General features: G+C 71.7%; 10 protein-coding genes. 3 read left to right on the top strand and 7 right to left on the bottom strand.

Features of this window, described 5'->3' with window-relative positions:
- Positions 1-11: 11 nt before the first annotated feature.
- Positions 12-338, bottom strand: a complete 327-nt coding sequence (locus tag ACZ4N5_RS04640) for a hypothetical protein (RefSeq protein WP_467755668.1) — start codon at positions 336-338, stop codon at positions 12-14.
- Positions 339-502: 164 nt separating this feature from the next.
- Positions 503-2,698, bottom strand: coding sequence for an ATP-dependent DNA helicase UvrD2 (locus tag ACZ4N5_RS04635; RefSeq protein ID WP_467755667.1), 2,196 nt, complete (start codon positions 2,696-2,698; stop codon positions 503-505).
- A gap of 300 nt (positions 2,699-2,998) precedes the next feature.
- On the opposite strand from ACZ4N5_RS04635, the gene ACZ4N5_RS04630 reads away from it, so the two are divergent.
- Positions 2,999-3,256: a mycoredoxin gene (locus ACZ4N5_RS04630; RefSeq protein WP_467755666.1), complete on the top strand. Its 258-nt coding sequence runs from the start codon at positions 2,999-3,001 to the stop codon at positions 3,254-3,256.
- 67 nt (positions 3,257-3,323) lie between these two features.
- Here ACZ4N5_RS04630 and nudC read toward each other — a convergent pair whose 3' ends face one another.
- The 5 genes from nudC to ACZ4N5_RS04605 all read right to left on the bottom strand — a co-directional run bounded on the left by nudC (position 3,324) and on the right by ACZ4N5_RS04605 (position 13,644).
- Positions 3,324-4,271, bottom strand: a complete 948-nt coding sequence (gene nudC, locus ACZ4N5_RS04625; RefSeq protein WP_467755665.1) for an NAD(+) diphosphatase — start codon at positions 4,269-4,271, stop codon at positions 3,324-3,326.
- Positions 4,272-4,366: 95 nt separating this feature from the next.
- Positions 4,367-5,779 carry a dipeptidase gene (locus ACZ4N5_RS04620; RefSeq protein ID WP_467755664.1) on the bottom strand — a complete coding sequence of 471 codons (1,413 nt, stop codon included), beginning with the start codon at positions 5,777-5,779 and terminating at the stop codon, positions 4,367-4,369.
- A gap of 10 nt (positions 5,780-5,789) precedes the next feature.
- Positions 5,790-9,419 carry a UvrD-helicase domain-containing protein gene (locus ACZ4N5_RS04615; protein ID WP_467755663.1) on the bottom strand — a complete coding sequence of 1,210 codons (3,630 nt, stop codon included), beginning with the start codon at positions 9,417-9,419 and terminating at the stop codon, positions 5,790-5,792.
- Positions 9,420-9,640: 221 nt separating this feature from the next.
- The gene (locus tag ACZ4N5_RS04610; RefSeq protein ID WP_467755662.1) at positions 9,641-13,030 is read right to left on the bottom strand and encodes an ATP-dependent helicase; all 3,390 of its coding nucleotides are present in this window, start codon (positions 13,028-13,030) and stop codon (positions 9,641-9,643) included.
- Positions 13,031-13,278: 248 nt separating this feature from the next.
- Positions 13,279-13,644: an MGMT family protein gene (locus ACZ4N5_RS04605; RefSeq protein ID WP_467755661.1), complete on the bottom strand. Its 366-nt coding sequence runs from the start codon at positions 13,642-13,644 to the stop codon at positions 13,279-13,281.
- Between the two features lie 185 nt (positions 13,645-13,829).
- On the opposite strand from ACZ4N5_RS04605, the gene ACZ4N5_RS04600 reads away from it, so the two are divergent.
- Entirely contained in the window at positions 13,830-16,673 is a 2,844-nt protein-coding gene (locus ACZ4N5_RS04600; RefSeq protein ID WP_467755660.1) for a lysylphosphatidylglycerol synthase transmembrane domain-containing protein, read from the top strand.
- Positions 16,674-16,831: 158 nt separating this feature from the next.
- Entirely contained in the window at positions 16,832-18,376 is a 1,545-nt protein-coding gene (locus tag ACZ4N5_RS04595; RefSeq protein ID WP_467755659.1) for an alpha/beta hydrolase, read from the top strand.
- The last annotated feature ends 2 nt before the right edge of the window (positions 18,377-18,378 follow it).

Here is an 18,378-nt window from a genome sequence, read left to right as displayed (position 1 = left end):
CTGATGGTGGATCAGGCTGGATCACTCCAGGGTTCAGGCCCACGGAAGGCCCACATCGTGTGGTGCTGCTGCGTCTGCTTCAGAGATCCGGCACCGGCTGCCGCGAGGGCATAGGCATGTGCCTCTGCCGCTACTGCCGCTTCCAGTGCCTGTGTCGGTCGCTCATTGCGCTCACTGACGGGAAGACCCGCGAGAGACACGGAGGACGCCGGCCGGACGGCACGAATGCCGGACAGACCGGTGCCCAGGTTCGAGGCGCCGAGCATGCACGTGGAGACGACGACCGAGCGATCGGTCATTTTCACGGTCTTGATGAAGCTGGTGTTGATGCTGATCACTGGAATCGCCTCCTCTCGGCGTCCTGGGGGACCGGTGCGAGCCGGTCCGACGGTTATTAAGTACAGCACGGAACCAGGGCCTTGGAGAAGGCCGCTGCTGCCGTGGTTAAGAACCTATGGGGATTGCTGGGGCATGCGCAAACTATTTTCTCGACGAGTTTGAATCAGTCGCCCTCGCCCTGTCCTCCGACCTCTCGACCTGCGCAGATGGCCAGAACCTCGGCTCCGAAGCGGTTGAGTTTGCGCACGCCGACGCCAGGGATCCGGGCGAGCTCGCCCTCGTCGTCCGGCGCGGTCTCCGCGATCGCCATCAGCGTCTTGTCGGTGAAGACGCAGAACGCGGGCTGCCCACTGCGCTGCGCCTGCACCGCGCGCCACTCGCGCAACCGCTCGTAGAGACCCTCGTCCATGTCGGAGGGGCAGCCCTCGCAGCGCATCAGCTTCATCTCACCGGCGTCGGTGAGGGTGCGGCCGCAGACCCGGCAGCGCGCGGGGCTCCGGCTCGTGCGCCGTACGGCGGTGACGCCGCTCCTTCCGGCGCCGCGCTCGATGCCTCCCGAGGCTCCGCCACCGCCGCGGCCCGCCGTGGCGACGGAGCCGGGACGCAGCCCGTCGAGGAACCGGCTGGGGCGTCGGCCCGCTCGGCCGCCGGGTGAGCGGGCGAGCGCCCAGGAGACGAAGAGGTGCTCTCTGGCGCGGGTGACACCGACGTAGAGGAGGCGGCGCTCCTCCTCGATCTGCTCGTCGGTCTTTGCGTAGGTGATCGGCATCATGCCCTCGGCCACACCGACCAGGAAGACGACGTCCCACTCCAGGCCCTTGGCGGAGTGCAGGGAGGCGAGGGTGACGCCCTGCACCGTCGGGGCGTGCTGGGCGCCGGCACGTTCGTCGAGCTCGGCCACCAGGTCGCCGAGCGTCGCGCCGGGCTTGGCGGTCGCGAAGTCCTGCGCGAGGTACACCAGGGCGGCCAGCGACTCCCAGCGCTCCCTGACGGCGCCGGAGCCGGCCGGTGGGTTGCTGGTCCAGCCCTCGCCCGAGAGCACCGCTCGGACCTGCGAGGGCAGGTCGACGACGTCGTCGAGCAGTGAGTCGTTGCCGCCGAAGCGGGCTGCGGCGCGCAGGGCCGCGCCCGCCTTGCGCACCTCGGGGCGGTCGAAGAACCGCTCGGCGCCGCGCAGCTGGTAGGGCACACCGGCGTCGGCGAGGGCCTGTTCGTAGGTCTCGGACTGGGAGTTCGTGCGGAACAGGATCGCGATCTCACCGGCGGGGACGCCCGAGGCAATGAGGTCGCGGATGCGGCGGGCGGCGCCCTCGGCCTCGGCGGGCTCGTCCGTGTACTCGGCGTAGACGGGCTCGGCGCCCGGGGGCCGCTGGGAGATCAGTTCGAGGCGGTGCTCGGCGGCCCGGCCGCGGGCCTGGGAGAGCAGGCCGTTGGCGAGGTGGACGACCTGGGGCGAGGAGCGGTAGTCGCGGACGAGCTTGACGACGGTGGCTCCGGGATGGCGGGTGCGGAAGTCGAGAAGGTGGTCGGGGGTTGCACCCGTGAACGAGTAGATCGTCTGGCTGGCGTCACCGACCACGCAGAGGCTGTCCCGCTCGCCGAGCCACAGCTCCAGAAGGCGCTGCTGGAGCGGGCTGACGTCCTGGTACTCGTCGACCACGAAGTGCTGGTACTGGGAGCGGACCTGCTCGGCGATGTCGTGCCGGTCCTGCAGGATGGCGACCGTCAGCAGCAGGACGTCCTCGAAGTCGATGACCGCGCGGTCCCGCTTGAGGTCCTCGTACGCCGAGTAGATCTTGGCGGTCTCGGCCGGGTCCCGGGGGGCTTCGCGGCCGGCCCGGGCGGCGGCCGCCGCGTAGTCGGCGGGGATGGTCTGGGTGACCTTGCACCACTCGATCTCGCCGGTGACGTCCCGCAGCTCTCCGCGGTCGAGGCGGATGCGGCAGGCGGCCGCCGCGTCCGCGACAAGCTGGATCTTGCGGTCCACGAGCCGGGGCAGACTGCCACCGACAGCTTTCGGCCAGAAGTACTGGAGCTGGCGCAGCGCGGCGGAGTGGAAGGTGCGGGCCTGCACTCCTCCGGCGCCGAGCTGGCGCAGCCGGCCGCGCATCTCGCCCGCGGCCCGGTTGGTGAAAGTGACCGCGAGCACGCTGGAGGGCTGGAGGATCCCCGCGCGCACCCCGTAGGCGATGCGGTGGGTGATCGCCCGCGTCTTGCCCGTGCCGGCGCCCGCCAGCACGCACACCGGACCGTGCAGGGCGGTGGCGACCTCGCGCTGCTCGGGGTCGAGCCCGTCGAGCACCGCGTCGGCCGTGTCCGGAACCTGTGGGAAGAGGGTGGAGTGCGTTGCTGCTGTCACACCGCCATGCTGCCAGGTCGGCGGAGACGGGTGAGCCGGTTGTCCACAGGGAGGCGCCTGCAGTCGTACGAATGCGGCAAGCGTCACGTCCGCCCCGTGCGCCGGGGTCGCTTCTCGGCCATGCCCCGGGCGTCACGCCCCTCCCCCGCCGCGGCCGTCCGCGCCTAGGGTTCGGTCCGGTGCGGCGAGCATCACGTCTCGGCGGGTGCCCCGGATACCCCCTACGGGAATGGTGACCGGGTGACCTGCGTTCCACTTCCAGCGACCACGCACCCGAAGCCGTGAAGGAGCGCATAAGACATGCAGGGCACTGTGACGATGTACAGCACCACGTGGTGCGGCTACTGCCGTCGGCTCAAGAGCCAGATGGACCGTGAGGGCATCGCGTACAACGAGATCAACATCGAGCAGGACCCGCAGTCCGCGGCATTCGTCGAGAAGGCGAACGGCGGAAACCAGACCGTTCCGACGGTCCTGGTGGTCTCCGCCACGGGTGGCAATGAGATCGTCATGACGAACCCCAGCCTCGCCCAGGTGAAGCAGGCCCTCAGCGCCTGACCTCCCGCGCGCATGGCACTGCCCCTCTGGTGAGTCACCAGAGGGGCAGTGCCATGTCAGGGCGCCGTCAGGCGGTGTTCCCCCGCGTCGGCAGGGGCTTGCCGTACCAGAGTTCGATCAGGCGGGCCGCGATCGAGATTCCGTAGGGCGGCACCACCTCCCCGGACTCGAAGGCGGCTCGCAGGTCTTCCCGGGAGAACCAGCGGGCTTCCTGGATCTCCTCGCCGTCGACGTTGATCTCCGACGAGGTGGCGCGGGCCATGAAGCCCAGCATGAGGCTGGAGGGGAACGGCCAGGGCTGGCTGGCGACGTATTCGACCGCGCCGACCGTGACGCCCGCCTCCTCGAAGACCTCACGGCGTACGGACTGCTCGATCGACTCGCCGGGCTCGACGAAGCCCGCGAGCGTGGAGAAGCGTCCTTCGGGCCAGTGCACCTGGCGGCCGAGCAGGATGCGGTCCTCGTCGTCCGTGACAGCCATGATCACGGCCGGGTCGGTGCGCGGGTAGTGCTCGGCGCCGCACGCGGGGCAGCGGCGGATGTGGCCGGCGGCCGCGATGACCGTGCGCTCACCGCAGCGGGAGCAGAAGCGGTGCAGTCGCTGCCAGTTCTCCAGCGCGACCGCGTGCACCATCAGGCCGGCGTCGCGCGGGGACAGCAGGAGCCCGGCCTCGCGCAGGCCAGCCGGACGGGCGGACTGGTCGATGCGGCCCGGAAGGGAGTCCTTCTGGAGCGCGAAGTAGCTCACGCCGTCGTCGTCCGTGCCCAGGAAGTAGCGGTGCGCCTCGGTGAGCGGGGCCTCGAAGGAGGGCGTCATCAGCAGTTCGGTGCTGCCGTCGGCCATCTCGTCGATGAGCACCTGACCGCCGGAGACCACGAAGGCGCGGGTCGTGGGGTGGCTCCAGGCCGCCGCGAGCCAGGCCTCGTCGAGCCTGTGGTGGGCGGCACGGTCGATGCCGCTCGGAGCGGTGAGCGAGATGGGACGGTCGGCGCTGTGGTCGGTCCAGGTGGTCACGGGTGCTTCCAACTCCCCCGGTGGAACGGTTATTTCGGCGGGCGGTTCAGCAGGACGGGCGTGCGGTGCGCTCTTGAGGGTGTGGATCGGCTTGTTCAGTGTGTGTCGCGCCAGTTCTCGGCCAGGTCGCCCCACAGGTAGGCGGTCGTTTCGACGCCCTTCATGAGGAGGTCGAGTTCGACCTTCTCGTCGGGGGCGTGCCAGCCGTCGGAGGGAACGGAGATGCCCAGGAAGAGCACTGGGGCGCCGAGGACTTCCTGGAGGTCGGCCGCCGGTCCCGAGCCGCCCTCGCGGGTGTAGCGGATCGGCTGCTCGAAGGCTCGGCGCATGGCGCGTACGACGGACTGCAGGGCGGGGTGGTCCAGTGGCGTCAGGCACGGGCGGGTGGCCGCGCCGAACGTGATCTCGTGCCGGATGCCGTCGGGTACCTGCTCGGCCGCCCAGGCGCGTACGGCCTTCTCGATGTGGTCCGGGTCCTGCCCGGCGACCAGCCGGAAGGAGAGCTTCACCAGGGCCGAGGACGGAATGATCGTCTTGCTGCCGGCGCCCTGGTAGCCGCCGCCGATGCCGTTGACCTCGGCGGTCGGGCGGGCCCAGACGCGCTCCAGGGTGGTGTGACCGGCTTCTCCGTGGGTGGCCGTCGACCTGGCCGTGCGCAGCCACCGCTCCTCGTCGAAGGGCAGCTCGGCGAAGAGTTCGCGCTCGCGGTCGGTGAGTTCGGTGATGCCTTCGTAGAAGCCGGGTACGGCCACGCGCGCGTGCTCGTCGTGCAGGGCCGCGACCAGGCGGGCGACGGCGGTGGCCGGGTTGGGCACGGCGCCGCCGAAGGACCCGGAGTGGATGTCCTGCTCGGGCCCGTGCAGGACGATCTCGCACTCGGCGAGGCCCCGCATGCCCGTGCAGACCGTGGGGCTGTCCTCGGACCACATGCCGGTGTCGGAGACGATCACGGCGTCGGCGGCGAGGCGTTCCGCGTGCTCTTCGACGAGGTCGCGGAAGTGCGGGGAGCCGGACTCCTCCTCGCCCTCGATCAGCAGTTTGAGGTGCACGGCCGGGGCGGTGCGCCCGGTGGCGGCGAGGTGGGCCCGGACGCCGAGTGTGTGAAAGAACACCTGGCCCTTGTCGTCGGCTGCCCCGCGCGCGTGGAGGCGGTTTCCGCGGATCACCGGCTCGAAGGGCTCGGTGTCCCAGCCGTCCTCGCGGGCGGCGGGCTGCACGTCGTGGTGCCCGTAGACGAGGACCGTGGGCGCTTCGGGGTCCTCGGAGGGCCACTCGGCGAAGACGGCCGGGGCGCCCGCGGTCGGCCAGATCTCGCTGGTCGGGAAGCCGGTCTCCCGGAGCTTGGCGGCGAGCCAGTCGGCGCTGCGTGCCACGTCCGCGGCGTGGTCCGGCTGAGCCGAGACCGAGGGGATGCGCAGCCACTCCGCGAGGTCGTCGAGGAAGGCGTCGCGGTGGGTCTCGATGTACGTACGGACGGTGCTGACGGCGTTGTCAACGGGCTTGCTCATGTTCCTGAGCCTATCCGCCCACAGAGGCGTGTTCGTCCGGCGGTTCGCCGGGAGCCTCGTCCTGCGGGCCCGCCGGGTCCTCGGTGAGCAGCCGCTCCAGTGCGGCACGGTCCGGGAGGCCGTCCGGTCGTACGACCTCGCCGTCGCGGACGTACAGGAACGCGGCCGTGACGGATTCCAGGGGTACACCCTGCCGCTCGGCCCAGCCGAGGCGGTACAGCGCGAGCTGGAGCGGGTCGGCGGTGCGGCCGTGGCCGGTCTTCCAGTCGACGATCTCGTACGTCGTCCCGTCGGCGTGGTCCGTCCTGTAGACGGCGTCGATCCGGCCGCGGACGACCCGGCCGGCGATCGCGAACTGGAAGGGCACCTCGACGCGGTACGGGGTGCGGTTTGCGTAGGGAGTGCGTTCGAAGGCGTCCTTCAGGGCTTCCAGGTCACGCTCGTCGGCGATCTCCGCCTCGCTGCCGGGCAGGTCCTCGGGATCCAGCATCGGCAGCCGCAGCTCTTCGAAGCGGGACTCCACCCAGGCATGGAAGCGCGTTCCCCGGCGCGCGGCGGGCTGCGGGGGGCGCGGCATGGGGCGTGCGAGTTCCTGTGCGAAGCCGTCCGGGTCGGCGGCCAGACGCAGCAGTTGGGAGGCGGTGAGCGAGGCGGGCAGGGGTACGTGGGTGACGGTCGCGCGGGCGCGCAGGAGTTCCCCGGTCAGCGCGTCCAGGTCGCGGTCCCAGGACGCGAGGGTTCGGGCTTCTTCGGGCGTGAGGCGCTCGCCCACGGTCTCCTGGGGGTGCGGGCGGGCGGCGGGGGCCGGGCCCTGGGCCTGGTGCGGCACCGTCGGGCGGCCGCTCCTGCGGTCGGCCGGGCGGTCTCCCGGTCGTTCCGTCGTCCAGGAGTCCCAGTCGGAGTCGTCGCCCTCGGGCAGGGCGGTCTCCACAAGGTCGCCCTCCGGGAAGTGGTCCTCGGGGAGGTGATCCTCAGGAAAGTCACCTTCGGGGAACTCGTCTTCGGGGAGGCCGTCCTCATCGTAGGGCGGGATGTCGTCCTCCGACGGAGGCCACTCCGGATCGTCGTACGAGGCGGGGTCGTGGGCGGCCGCCCGCCGGTGTCCGTCGGCCCCCGGCTGGACCTCGTCATGGGACGCGACTCGCTCCAGGTGGGCGAGTACGGTCTCCGCCGCCGCGCGACGCCTGGCGAGGGCGGCGTCGTCGAGCGGGAGCGGCCAGGCGTGGTCGGCGGCCGCCTCGTGCAGGGCCGGATTCTCCTCGCCCTCCGCCGGTTCGTCCGCCCAGACCTCGATCTCGCCGTGTCCGGCCGCGCAGTGGTCGTGGAGGGCGTGCAGGAAGTCCGAGGGGCCGCGCGGCCGCTTCTGGGAGGGGCCCCACCAGTGGCCGGAGCCGAGCAGGAGCGAACGGGGGCGGGTGAAGGTGACATAGCCGAGGCGCAGTTCCTCGGTGTGCTGGTGGTCCTTCATCGCCTCGTGGAAGGCCTTGATGCCCTTGGCGTCCCAGGCCCCGATGTCGGGCAGCGTGTCGGCGTCGCCGCGCAGACTGTGCGGCAGGACCTTGCCCTGGGCGGTCCATTTCTCGCGGCCCTGGCTGCTGGGAAAGGTGCCGTTGACGAGACCGGGGACGACGACGACGTCCCACTCCAGGCCCTTGGACTTGTGCGCGGTGAGCACCTTGACGGTGTTCTCGCCGCCGGGCAGGGCGTTGTCCAGGCCCTTCTCGTACTGCGCGGCGGTGCGCAGGAAGCCGAGGAAGGCCAGCAGGCTCGCCTCGCCGTCGCCGGAGGCGAAGGACGCGGCGATGTCCAGGAAGTTCGACAAGGTCTCGCGGCGGCGGGCGGCCAGGGCGTGCGGGGACGCGGAGAGTTCGACCTCGAGACCGGTGACGGCGAGGACCCGGTGCAGGACGTCCATCAGCGGGTCGGCGAGCGAGCGGCGCAGGTCGCGCAGCTCGGCGGCGAGCCGCGCGAAGCGCACGCGCGCGTCCGGCGAGAAGGGCAGCCCGTCGTCGTCCCCCGCCGCCTCGATGGGCGTCTCCAGGAACGTGTCGAGGGCGTCGGCGAGTGATATCACCTCGGCCGGGTCGACCCCCTCGACGGCCGCGGCGAGCCTGCGGTCCGGATCGTCGTCGGCCCCCACGCGCGCGTGGGACACGAGCAGGCGGGCGCGGCGCCCGAGGAGGGCGAGATCGCGCGGGCCGATCCGCCAGCGGGGGCCGGTGAGCAGCCGGACGAGGGAGGCGTTGGCTCCCGGGTCCTGGAGGACCTCGCAGACGGCCACGAGGTCGGCCACCTCCGGCAGGTGCAGCAGACCGGAGAGGCCCACCACCTCGACGGGGATGTCACGAGCGACCAGGGCGCCCTGGATCTCGGCGAAGTCGGTCGCGGTGCGGCACAGGACCGCGATCTCGGCGGGTGCCTTTCCGGTGCGTACGAGATGGGCGATCGAGTCGGCGAGCCAGCCGATCTCCTCGGCGTGGGTGCGCAGCAGGGCACAGCGCACCAGGCCGTCCCGCTCGGCTCCGGGGGCGGGCCGCAGGGCCTCCACGCCCGCGTGCATGGCTCGCAGCGGCTCCGCGAGGTCGTTGGCGAGGTCGAGGAGGCGGCCGCCGCTGCGGCGGTTCTCGCTGAGCGACTGGCGGGTCGCGGGGCGGCCGTCGGGGCGCGCGAAGTGCTCGGGGAAGTCGTCGAGGTTGGCCACGGAGGCGCCGCGCCAGCCGTAGATCGCCTGGCAGGGGTCGCCGACCGCGGTCACGGGGTGTCCTGTGCCGCCGCCGAACAGTCCGGCGAGCAGGACGCGCTGGGCCACCGACGTGTCCTGGTACTCGTCCAGCAGGACCACCCGGAACTCGTCGCGCAGGATCTCTCCGACCTCGGGACGGGTACTGGCCAGGGTGGCCGAGAGGGCGATCTGGTCACCGAAGTCGAGGAGGTCGCGCTCGCGTTTCGCCGCCCGGTAGCGGCCCACCAGCTCGGCGAGTTCGCGCCGGGCGGCGGCGGCCTCGGGGACCTTGCGCAGATCCGCGTTGGTGAGTCCGGCGCTCTCCAGGGTGCGCAGCAGTTCGGCGTCGTAGGCGCGCAGGTCCTCCGCCCGTACGAGGTGTTCGGCGAGCTCGGAGTCGAGGGTCAGGAGGTCGCCGACCAGGTCCGGGAAGGAGCGGGTCAGCGCCGGATACGGGCCCGGCGCCTCGCGGAGCACGCGCGCGGCGAGCAGGTAGCGGGTGGCGTCGGCGAGCAGGCGGGACGTCGGTTCGAGCCCGATGCGCAGGCCGTGGTCGGTGAGCAGGCGGCCCGCGAAGGCGTGGTACGTGGAGATGACCGGCTCGCCGGGCGGGTTGTCGGGGTCGATGACGTCCGGGTCGGTGACGCCCGCCTTGACGAGTGCCTTGCGCACCCGTTCGGCGAGTTCGCCCGCCGCTTTGTTGGTGAACGTCAGACCGAGGACCTGCTCGGGGGCCACCTGCCCGGTGCCGACCAGCCACACCACGCGTGCCGCCATCACCGTGGTCTTGCCCGAACCCGCTCCGGCCACGATCACCTGCGGGGCCGGCTCCGCGGTGATGCAGTCCGTCTGTTCCGGGGTGAACGGGATGCCGAGGAGCTCCTTGAGCTGTTCGGGGTCGGTGATACGGGCGGGCATGTCGCAGAGGCTAGCGGCGTCCACTGACAGCGGTGGCCACATCGACGCCCGGGGCGGAAGAACCGCAGGTCAGCATATGTGGTGCCGTACGTCACTCGCTGACGTCACGTCCCCTGGCCCGCCCGAACCGGCGGCCCGGTGTGCGCCACAGCGGCACGCACCACCTGGCACGCGTCACGGGGTCCACGTCCGACCCCTGCCCGGCGCCGACGCGGGACCCGTCACTCGACCACCTGCCGGCCCTCGGGCCGGGCGCTGCAGGATGCCCGGAAAGAGCAATGTGTGCAGTGTTGTCCAGTTGTCGGCGAGAACCGTTCGTCGAGGACCTTGCCCGCGGCGTTCGCCAGGAGGTCGCCGACCCACTCGCCCTCCAGCGGCTCCTGCGCCTGCACCTTGGGGAGGGTCTCGCCGCCGTTCTTCTTGGCGGCACCCTGGCGGAGCTGGACGAGCTCGGCACCGCCCGCTTCGGGGCGTTCCCCGTCGAAGGCGTCGTCGACCGCGCCTTCGCCGACAGCGAGCTGGTAGACGGCGAGCTGCGGGTGGTGGGTCACCTCGGCCGCGCTCGGCGCCTGCTTGCCGGTCTTGAAGTCGACCACGTAGGCGCGGCCCTCGGTGTCCGCCTCGACGCGGTCCATGGAGCCGCGGATGCGCACTTCGTAGGAGCCCGCTTCGAGGGTCACGTCGAAGTCGTGCTCGCTGGCCACAGGCGTACGGCCGGTGCGGTCCATGACGTGCCACTTCAGGAAGCGTTCGAGCGCCACACGCGCCTGCTCCTTCTCCTGCGCGGACTTCCAGGGCGCGTCGAAGGCGAGCGCGTTCCACACCGAGTCGAGGCGCTCCATGAGGACGTCGAGGTCGGCCGGGGTGCGCCCCGACGCGACCTCGTCGGCGAGGACGTGCACCACGTTGCCGAAGCCCTGCGCGGCCGTCGCGGGCGCGTCGGCCTTCACCTCCCGCCCCAGGAACCACTGCAGGGCGCAGGTGTTGGCGAGTTGGTCGAGGGCGCTGCCGGAGAGCACGACGGGCTGGTCTCGGTCGCGCAGCGGGACCTTGCTCTCGGTCGGCTCGTACATGCCCCACCAGCGGTAGGGGTGCGCGGAGGGGACCAGCGGGCGGCCGTCCTCGTCGGCGAGCGCGGCGAGCCGGGCCAGCCGGCGGGCCGCGGCCTGCCTGAGGTTGTCCGAGACGCGCGGATCGACCGTGGTGGCGCGCAGCTCCGCGACCAGCGGGGCGACGGCCAGGGGGCGGCGCGGGCGGCCGGTCACGTCCCTGGGTTCGACGCCGAGTTCGGTGAGGAAGCGCGAGGGCTGGTCGCCGTCGTCGGCCGGCGCCTTCACAGCGGTCACGACGAGCCGTTCACGCGCGCGGGTGGCGGCCACGTAGAACAGCCGGCGTTCCTCGGAGAGGAGTGCCCCGGGTGTGAGGGGTTCGGCGAGTCCGTCCCGCCCGATGCGGTCGGCCTCCAGCAGGGAACCGCGGCGGCGCAGATCCGGCCACAGGCCCTCCTGGACGCCCGCGACGACGACGAGGCGCCACTCCAGGCCCTTGGAGCGGTGTGCCGTCATCAGACGTACGGCATCGGGACGGACGGCCCTGCGGGTGAGCGTGTCGGCCGCGATGTCCTCGGCGTCGATCTCCTCCAGGAAGTTCAGGGCGCCACGGCCTCCCGTGCGCTCCTCCGCGCGCCCGGCGGTCGCGAACAGCGCGCACACGGCGTCGAGGTCCCGGTCGGCGTTGCGTCCGGCCGCGCCACCGCGCCGGGCGGCCCGCTCCAGGCGCTGCGGCCACGGTGTGCCGTCCCACAGGTCCCAGAGGGCCTCCTCGGCCGTTCCGCCGCCCGCGAGACGCTCACGCGCCCTGCGCAGCAGCGCGCCGAGGCGCTGGGCCCCTCGGGCGTACGCGGGATCGTGCGCGACGAGCCGCTCCGGCTCGGCCAGCGCCCGGGCGAGCAGGACGTCCGACGGCGGGGGTACGAGGTTTCCGCCGGCGCGCTCCTCCTCCCGCAGTGCCCGCCCGAGGCGCCGCAGATCGGCGGCGTCCATGCTCGCGAGAGGCGAGGCGAGGAGGGTGAGCGCGGTCTCGGTGCCGAGCCAGGACACGACGTGGACGTCGGCGGTGTCCTCGTGCGGGTCGGAGCCGGGACGTGGGTCGCTGTCGGCACTCCGGTCGATGCCGGTACGCGTATCGGCGTCGGCACTGGACACCCCGTCCGCACCCGACTCCGCCCGGGCCACCGCCCGTAGCGCGGTCAGCAGCGGCGCGACCGCCGGTTCGTGCCGCAGGGGCAGATCGTCGCCGTCGATGTCGAGGGGCACGCCCGCCGAGGTGAGCGCCCGGCGGATCGTGGGGATCGTCCGGGAACCGGCGCGCACCAGGACGGCCATCTCTCCCCAGGGAACGCCGTCCTCCAGGTGGGCGCGGCGCAGGATGTCCGCGATGTTGTCGAGCTCCGTGCCGGACGTCGGGTACGTGTAGACCTCGACCTCTCCCCCCTCCCGCACTGGGGACAGCGCGCGGTGGGCGCGCACCTTCTGGGCCGGCAGGCGGGTCAGCGGCATGCGCTGGGTGAGCCGGCGGGTGGCGGCCAGCAGTTCGGCGCCCGAGCGACGGGACGTCCCGAGGACCTCGACCGGAGCCGGGCGGCCGTCCGCGCGCGGGAAGGCGTCGGGGAAGTCCAGGATGCCGTTCACGTCGGCGCCGCGGAAGGCGTAGATCGACTGGTCGGGGTCGCCGAAGGCGACGAGGGTGCGCCCGCCGCCGGCGAGGCCGCGCAGCAGCCGCACCTGCGCGGGGTCGGTGTCCTGGTACTCGTCCACATAGACGGCGTCGTACTGCGCCGCGAGCCGCTCGGCGACCTCGGGACGCCGGGCGAGGAGCACCGCGCGGTGGACCAGTTCCGCGTAGTCGAGGACTCCTTGCATGTCGAGGACGTCGAGGTACTCGGCGAGGAAGGCGGCTGCCGCGCCCCAGTCCGGGCGGCCGATGCGGCGCGCGAAGGCCTCCAGGGCGTCGGGGCCGAGCCCGAGTTCCCGGCTGCGGGCGAGGACCGCGCGGACCTCGTCGGCGAAACCGCGCGTGGTCAGGCAGGCACGCAGTTCGTCCGGCCAGCGCACATGGGCGAGGCCCAGCCGCTCCAGGTCGGGCTGGCCCGCGAGCAGCTCGCGCACGGCCACGTCCTGCTCGGGGCCGGACAGCAGCCGCAGGGGCTCCGCGAACAGGTCGCTGTCCTGGTGGGCGCGGATCAGGGCGTAACAGAAGGAGTGGAACGTGGTGGCCCGGGGGGCACGGGCGGCCCCTATGCGCAGCGCCATACGGTCGCGCAGCTCGACGGCCGCCTTGCGACTGAACGTGAGCACCAGGATCCGTTCCGGATCGCCGCCCCGTTCGATCCGGGCGGCCACGGATTCGACGAGCGTGGTCGTCTTGCCCGTACCGGGGCCGGCGAGCACGAGCAGCGGACCGCGCCCGTGGTCAACCACCGCGCGTTGTCCTGCGTCAAGACGAGGGGGATCCACCCGGGCCGGCAAGGTGCGCACCAGCCGGTACGCACCACGGGCCCCCTGGCGCACCGATGGGTGCGCCAGGCGCCTGGTGGAAGAAGTGGAGCTCACGTGGTTCGCCGGTCCTGGTGGTCGTACTGGTTGGCGGACTGCCGCGTGTGGAGGGCGGTGACCGCGGGGTGAGGGGGATGCGTGCCGACGACGCTACGCCGGTGCGGTTCGCGGAAGGAGGGCTTCCGATTCTTCCCTCACGCCACGTGCGTCCCGTCCCTCACGAACGTACGGCATGTCACGGATGTGCCTCGTTTCCCTCATACGGGCCTCAGCATCCCCTTCGGCCCCGTGAATGCCGGAAGCTGTCAGGTGTGACCTTCCGAGCGTTCGCCGCCGTCCCATCGGGCCCGTCTCATGTCGACGCGCGGCAGATGCCCCTCGGAGGCCCGGCTCGCCTCCTTCAGAGGCGTTCCTTCGGCGCGGTAGTGGGCCAGCGCGTCCAGTTCGTGGCCGGGGAGCAGCACACCATCGGCGCGTATGACACGCCACCACGGAACCGCTCCTCCGTAGAGAGCCAGCACCCGGCCGACCTGGCGCGGCCCGCCCTCTTCCAGCCATTCGGCGATGTCGCCGTAGGTCATGACGCGGCCGGGCGGGATCAGCTCGGCGACGTCGAGGACCCGCTCCGCGTACTCCGGCAGGGCGCCTGCCGGAAGGCTCTCCTCGCTCATCCGCCCCATCCTGCCCCACCCCACCGACAACGTGACGCGACGGCGGCTGTGCATATTCCCCGCCATGGAGTGACGCTTGTAGCAGATTGCGCGCCCCGCATTTGCACCCTGATGCCCCCGTGTGTCGGTCGGGCATGCCACCATCGTGCGGGCGGTGACTGGTGATACGAGATCAAGAAGAGACCATGAGGCAGCAGGGCGTGCACCCCGAAGACGCGGAGGGCACCTCCGCTGCCTCGTCACGCCCGGACACCGGCGGCGTCGACGAGAAGGACACGGACGACAGGGCGAGCGAGTCCTCCTCCGTGACGAGCGAGACAGGCTCCGGCGAGGCCGAGGGTTCCTCTCCTAGGACCCACGAAAACCCGTCTCGGATCTACGAAGACGAGGAGCGGCTGGCCAAGCAGGACGCCGACTGCTCCGACGAGGTGCATGCCGACGAGGTCGAAGGCGACGAACCGCTGCTCCCCGCGCGCGTGCACCGTCCGTCCGACCTGATGCGGCTCCTGGTCGGCGTTCTCGCGATCGTGGTGCTGCTCGCCATCGCCGCGTTCGCGCACGGCACCACCTCGGGCCTCGAACAGGACATCAACAAGGGCACCGGGCAGGCACCCGATCTGCTGATCAAGATCGCGGGGCTGGCGTCGAGCATCGCGATCCTCCTGGTGCCGGTCGCTTTCGCCATCGAGCGGCTGATCAAACGGGACGGGCTGCGCATCGCCGACGGTGTCCTCGCCGCGGTCCTCGCCCACGGAGTGACGCTCGCCACGGACCTCTGGGTCGCGCAGGGCGCCCCGGGCTCCATCCAGGAGGCGCTCACCCAGCCCTCGCCGGGTGACATCCACGCCCTCACCGACCCGGTTCACGGCTATCTTGCACCGGTCATCGCCTATATGACGGCCGTCGGCATGTCCCGCAGACCGCGCTGGCGCGGGGTGCTCTGGGTCGTGCTGCTCCTCGACGCCTTCTCCATGCTGGTGACCGGCTACACGACCCCCTTCTCGATCATCCTGACAGTGCTGATCGGCTGGACCGTCGCCTACGGGACGCTGTACGCGGTCGGTTCGCCGAACGTGCGGCCGACCGGACGGACGCTGATGGCCGGCCTGCGGCACGTCGGCTTCCACCCGGTCAGCGCGGCCCGCGAGGAGCTGCCGGAGACCGCCGAGAGCGGCGACCGCGGCCGGCGCTACTTCGTCACCCTGGAGGACGGCCCGCCGCTGGACGTCACGGTCGTCGACCGCGAGCAGCAGGCACAGGGCTTCTTCTACCGCGTCTGGCGCCGTCTGACGCTGCGCGGCATCACCACGCGCCGCAGCCTCCAGTCCCTGCGCCAGGCCCTGGAGCAGGAAGCCCTCCTCGCGTACGCGGCCATCGCGGCCGGGGCCAACGCGCCCAAGCTGATCGCGACCTCCGAGCTGGGCCCGGACGCCGTGATGCTCGTCTACGAGCACACCGGCGGTCACACCCTCGACTCGCTGCCCGACGAGCTGATCACCGACGAACTGCTGCGCGACACCTGGCACCAGGTGCAGGCGCTGCAGTCCCGGCGCATCGCGCACCGCAGGCTCGCGGGCGACGCGATTCTGGTGGATCGTTCCGGCACGGTGATCCTCACCGATCTGCGCGGCGGCGAGATCGCGGCGGGCGATCTGCTGCTGCGCATGGACATCGCCCAGCTGGTGACCACCCTCGGGCTGCGCGTGGGCGCCGAGCGCGCGGTGGCGTCGGCGGTCGGCGTACTCGGCCCGGACGCCGTCGCGGACTGCCTGCCCATGCTCCAGCCGATCGCGTTGACGCGCTCCACGCGCGCGACGCTGCGCAAACTTGCCCGGGAGCGCTCGCAGCGTGAACGCGAGGCGGTGCTGGAGGCCTCACGGCAGGCCAGGCTCGCCCGCGCCGAGGAAGCGAGCGAAGCGGCCGCTCCCGTACCGGAGAAGTCCGGAAAGAAGGCCGTACGCGCCGAGCAGCGCGCTGAGAAGCGGGCGATCGACGAGGCCCTGGACGAGGCGCGCGAGGAGGATCTGCTCACCCAGATCCGCCACCAGGTGCTACTGATCAGGCCGCAGGCGCCCGTCGAGCCGGCCCGCCTGGAGCGGGTCAAGCCCCGCACGCTGATCAGTTTCATCGCCGGAGCGATCGGCGCGTACTTCCTGCTGACGCAGCTCACCCACATCGAGTTCGGAACCCTCTTCGACAACGCCGAGTGGGGCTGGGTCGCGGCGGCCGCGCTGTTCTCCGCCCTGAGCTACTTCGCGGCGGCGATGAGCCTGCTCGGCTTCGTGCCCGAGCGGGTGCCGTTCCTGCGGACCGCGGCGGCACAGGTCGCCGGTTCGTTCGTGAAGATCGTGGCTCCCGCCGCGGTCGGCGGCGTCGCCCTCAACACACGCTTCCTGCAGCGTGCCGGGGTGCGGCCGGGACTCGCGGTGGCGAGCGTCGGCGCGTCGCAGCTGTTCGGGCTCGGCTGCCACATCCTGATGCTGCTGTCCTTCGGCTATCTGACCGGTACGGAGAAAACGCCGTCCCTGTCACCGTCCCGTACGGTCATCGCGGGTCTGCTGACGGTCGCGGTGTTCATCCTCGTGGTGACGTCGGTGCCGCTGCTGCGCAAGTTCGTCTCCACGCGCGTGAGGTCGCTGTTCGCGGGCGTCGTACCGCGCATGCTCGACGTGCTGCAACGGCCGCAGAAGCTCGTCACCGGCATCGGCGGCATGCTGCTGCTGACGGCCTGCTTCGTGATGTGCCTGGACGCCTCGATCCGCGCGTTCGGCCACGAGGAGACGACCACGCTCAGCCTCGCCAGTGTCGCCGTCGTCTTCCTCGCCGGTAACGCTCTGGGTTCGGCGGCGCCGACCCCCGGTGGTGTCGGCGCGGTCGAGGCGACCCTCACCGTCGGCCTGATCGCCGTCGGTCTCCCCAAGGAGGTCGCGGCGCCCGCGGTACTGCTGTACCGGCTGCTGACCCTCTGGATTCCGGTACTGCCGGGATGGCTGTTCTTCAACCATCTGACACGCAAGGGCGCTCTTTAGGGTCCGCGCGAGGACCGTCCCGTACGCGCCTGTGTCCGCGGGCATACGGACGCTCTCGTCCAGGCCCCGCGCCCACCGGGTACGGCCCCGCGGTGCGCCCTCACCCACACGGCTCGTGCCCCGAGCGCCCCACCTCGCACGCCCGCAGGATGGGGAACATGCCGAACCCGCCCCAGCTGCGCGCCGCCGCCCTGGCCGCTACCGCCGTCCTGCTGACCTCGTGGGTGTCCGGCTGCAGCAGTGATTCCAAGAACGAGGATCTGACGGCGCAGAAGCTGGACTGGAAGGCGTGCCCGGCGCCGTCCGAGGCCGAGGGCGGCGGCAGCGCCCCCTCACCTCTGCCGGGCGGTGCGGAGTGGCAGTGCGCCACCTTGAAGGTGCCCCTCGACTGGTCCGACCCCAAGGGCGACACGATCGGGCTCGCGCTGATCCGGGCGAAGGCGAGCGGCGACCCGGGCAAACGCATCGGCTCGCTCGTCTTCAACTTCGGCGGCCCCGGCGGCTCGGGCGTCACCACCCTGCCCGCCTTCGGTCAGGACTACGCCGCCCTGCGCACCCGGTACGACCTGGTGAGTTTCGACCCGCGCGGCGTCGGCCGCAGCGCGGGTGTGAAGTGCGAGAACGACCAGCAGCTCGACAAGTTCTTCCAGCAGGACGCCACTCCGGACGACGCCGCCGAACAGCAGGAACTCCTGCAGAACACCAGGACGTTCAACGCGGCGTGCGAGAAGAACTCCGGCAAGGTCCTCCCTCATGTGCGCACGACGGACGCCGCTCGCGACATGGACCTGATGCGGCAGGTGCTCGGCGACGACAAGCTGCACTACTTCGGCATCTCGTACGGCACCGAACTGGGCGGCGTCTACGCCCACTTGTTCCCCAAGAACGTGGGCCGCGCCGTCTTCGACGGAGTCGTCGACCCGACGCAGAACGTGGAACAGAGCTCCCTCGGGCAGGCCAAGGGCTTCCAGCTCGCGCTGGACAACTTCGCCGCGGACTGCACCTCGAAGGCCGAGGACTGCCCCATCGGTGACACCCCGCAGGACGTCAAGGACCGCATCGCCAAGCTGCTCAAGGACCTCGAGGCCAAGCCGATCCCCGGGGTCTTCCCGCGCCGGCTCACCCAGACCGCCGCGACCAGCGGCATCGCCCAGTCGCTGTACTCCAAGGACTTCTGGGAGTACCTGACAGAGGGACTTCAGCAGGCGTACGACGGCGACGGCAAGGTGTTGATGCTGCTGTCGGACTCCATGAACGGGCGCAGCGAGAACGGCCAGTACAGCAACATCACCGCGGCGAACATCTCGATCAACTGCGCCGACGACAAGCCGCGTTACACCGCGGACCAGGTGCAGTCGAAGGTTCCGGAGTTCCGGGCCGCCTCCCCGTTGTTCGGCGACTACCTGGCCTGGGGCATGGTCAGTTGCACCGACTGGGCCGTGCCGGGAGCCGCCGAGCACCCGGACGTCAGCGCCCCCGGCGCGGCACCGATCCTCGTGGTCGGCAACACCGGCGACCCCGCCACGCCGTACGAGGGGGCTCGGGCGATGGTGGACGCGCTCGGCAAGGGTGTCGGAGTCGAGCTGACGTACAAGGGTCAGGGGCACGGGTCCTACGACAGCAAGAACAAGTGCGTGCAGGGCGCGGTGAACGGCTATCTGCTGGAGGGCACCGTGCCGTCGGCAGGCACCGCCTGTTCCTAGGA

Source organism: Streptomyces sp. NPDC026500, from assembly GCF_055567635.1.
The sequence above is the reverse complement of the archived record's forward strand: the minus strand, read 5'-3'. Positions and strand labels throughout refer to the sequence as shown.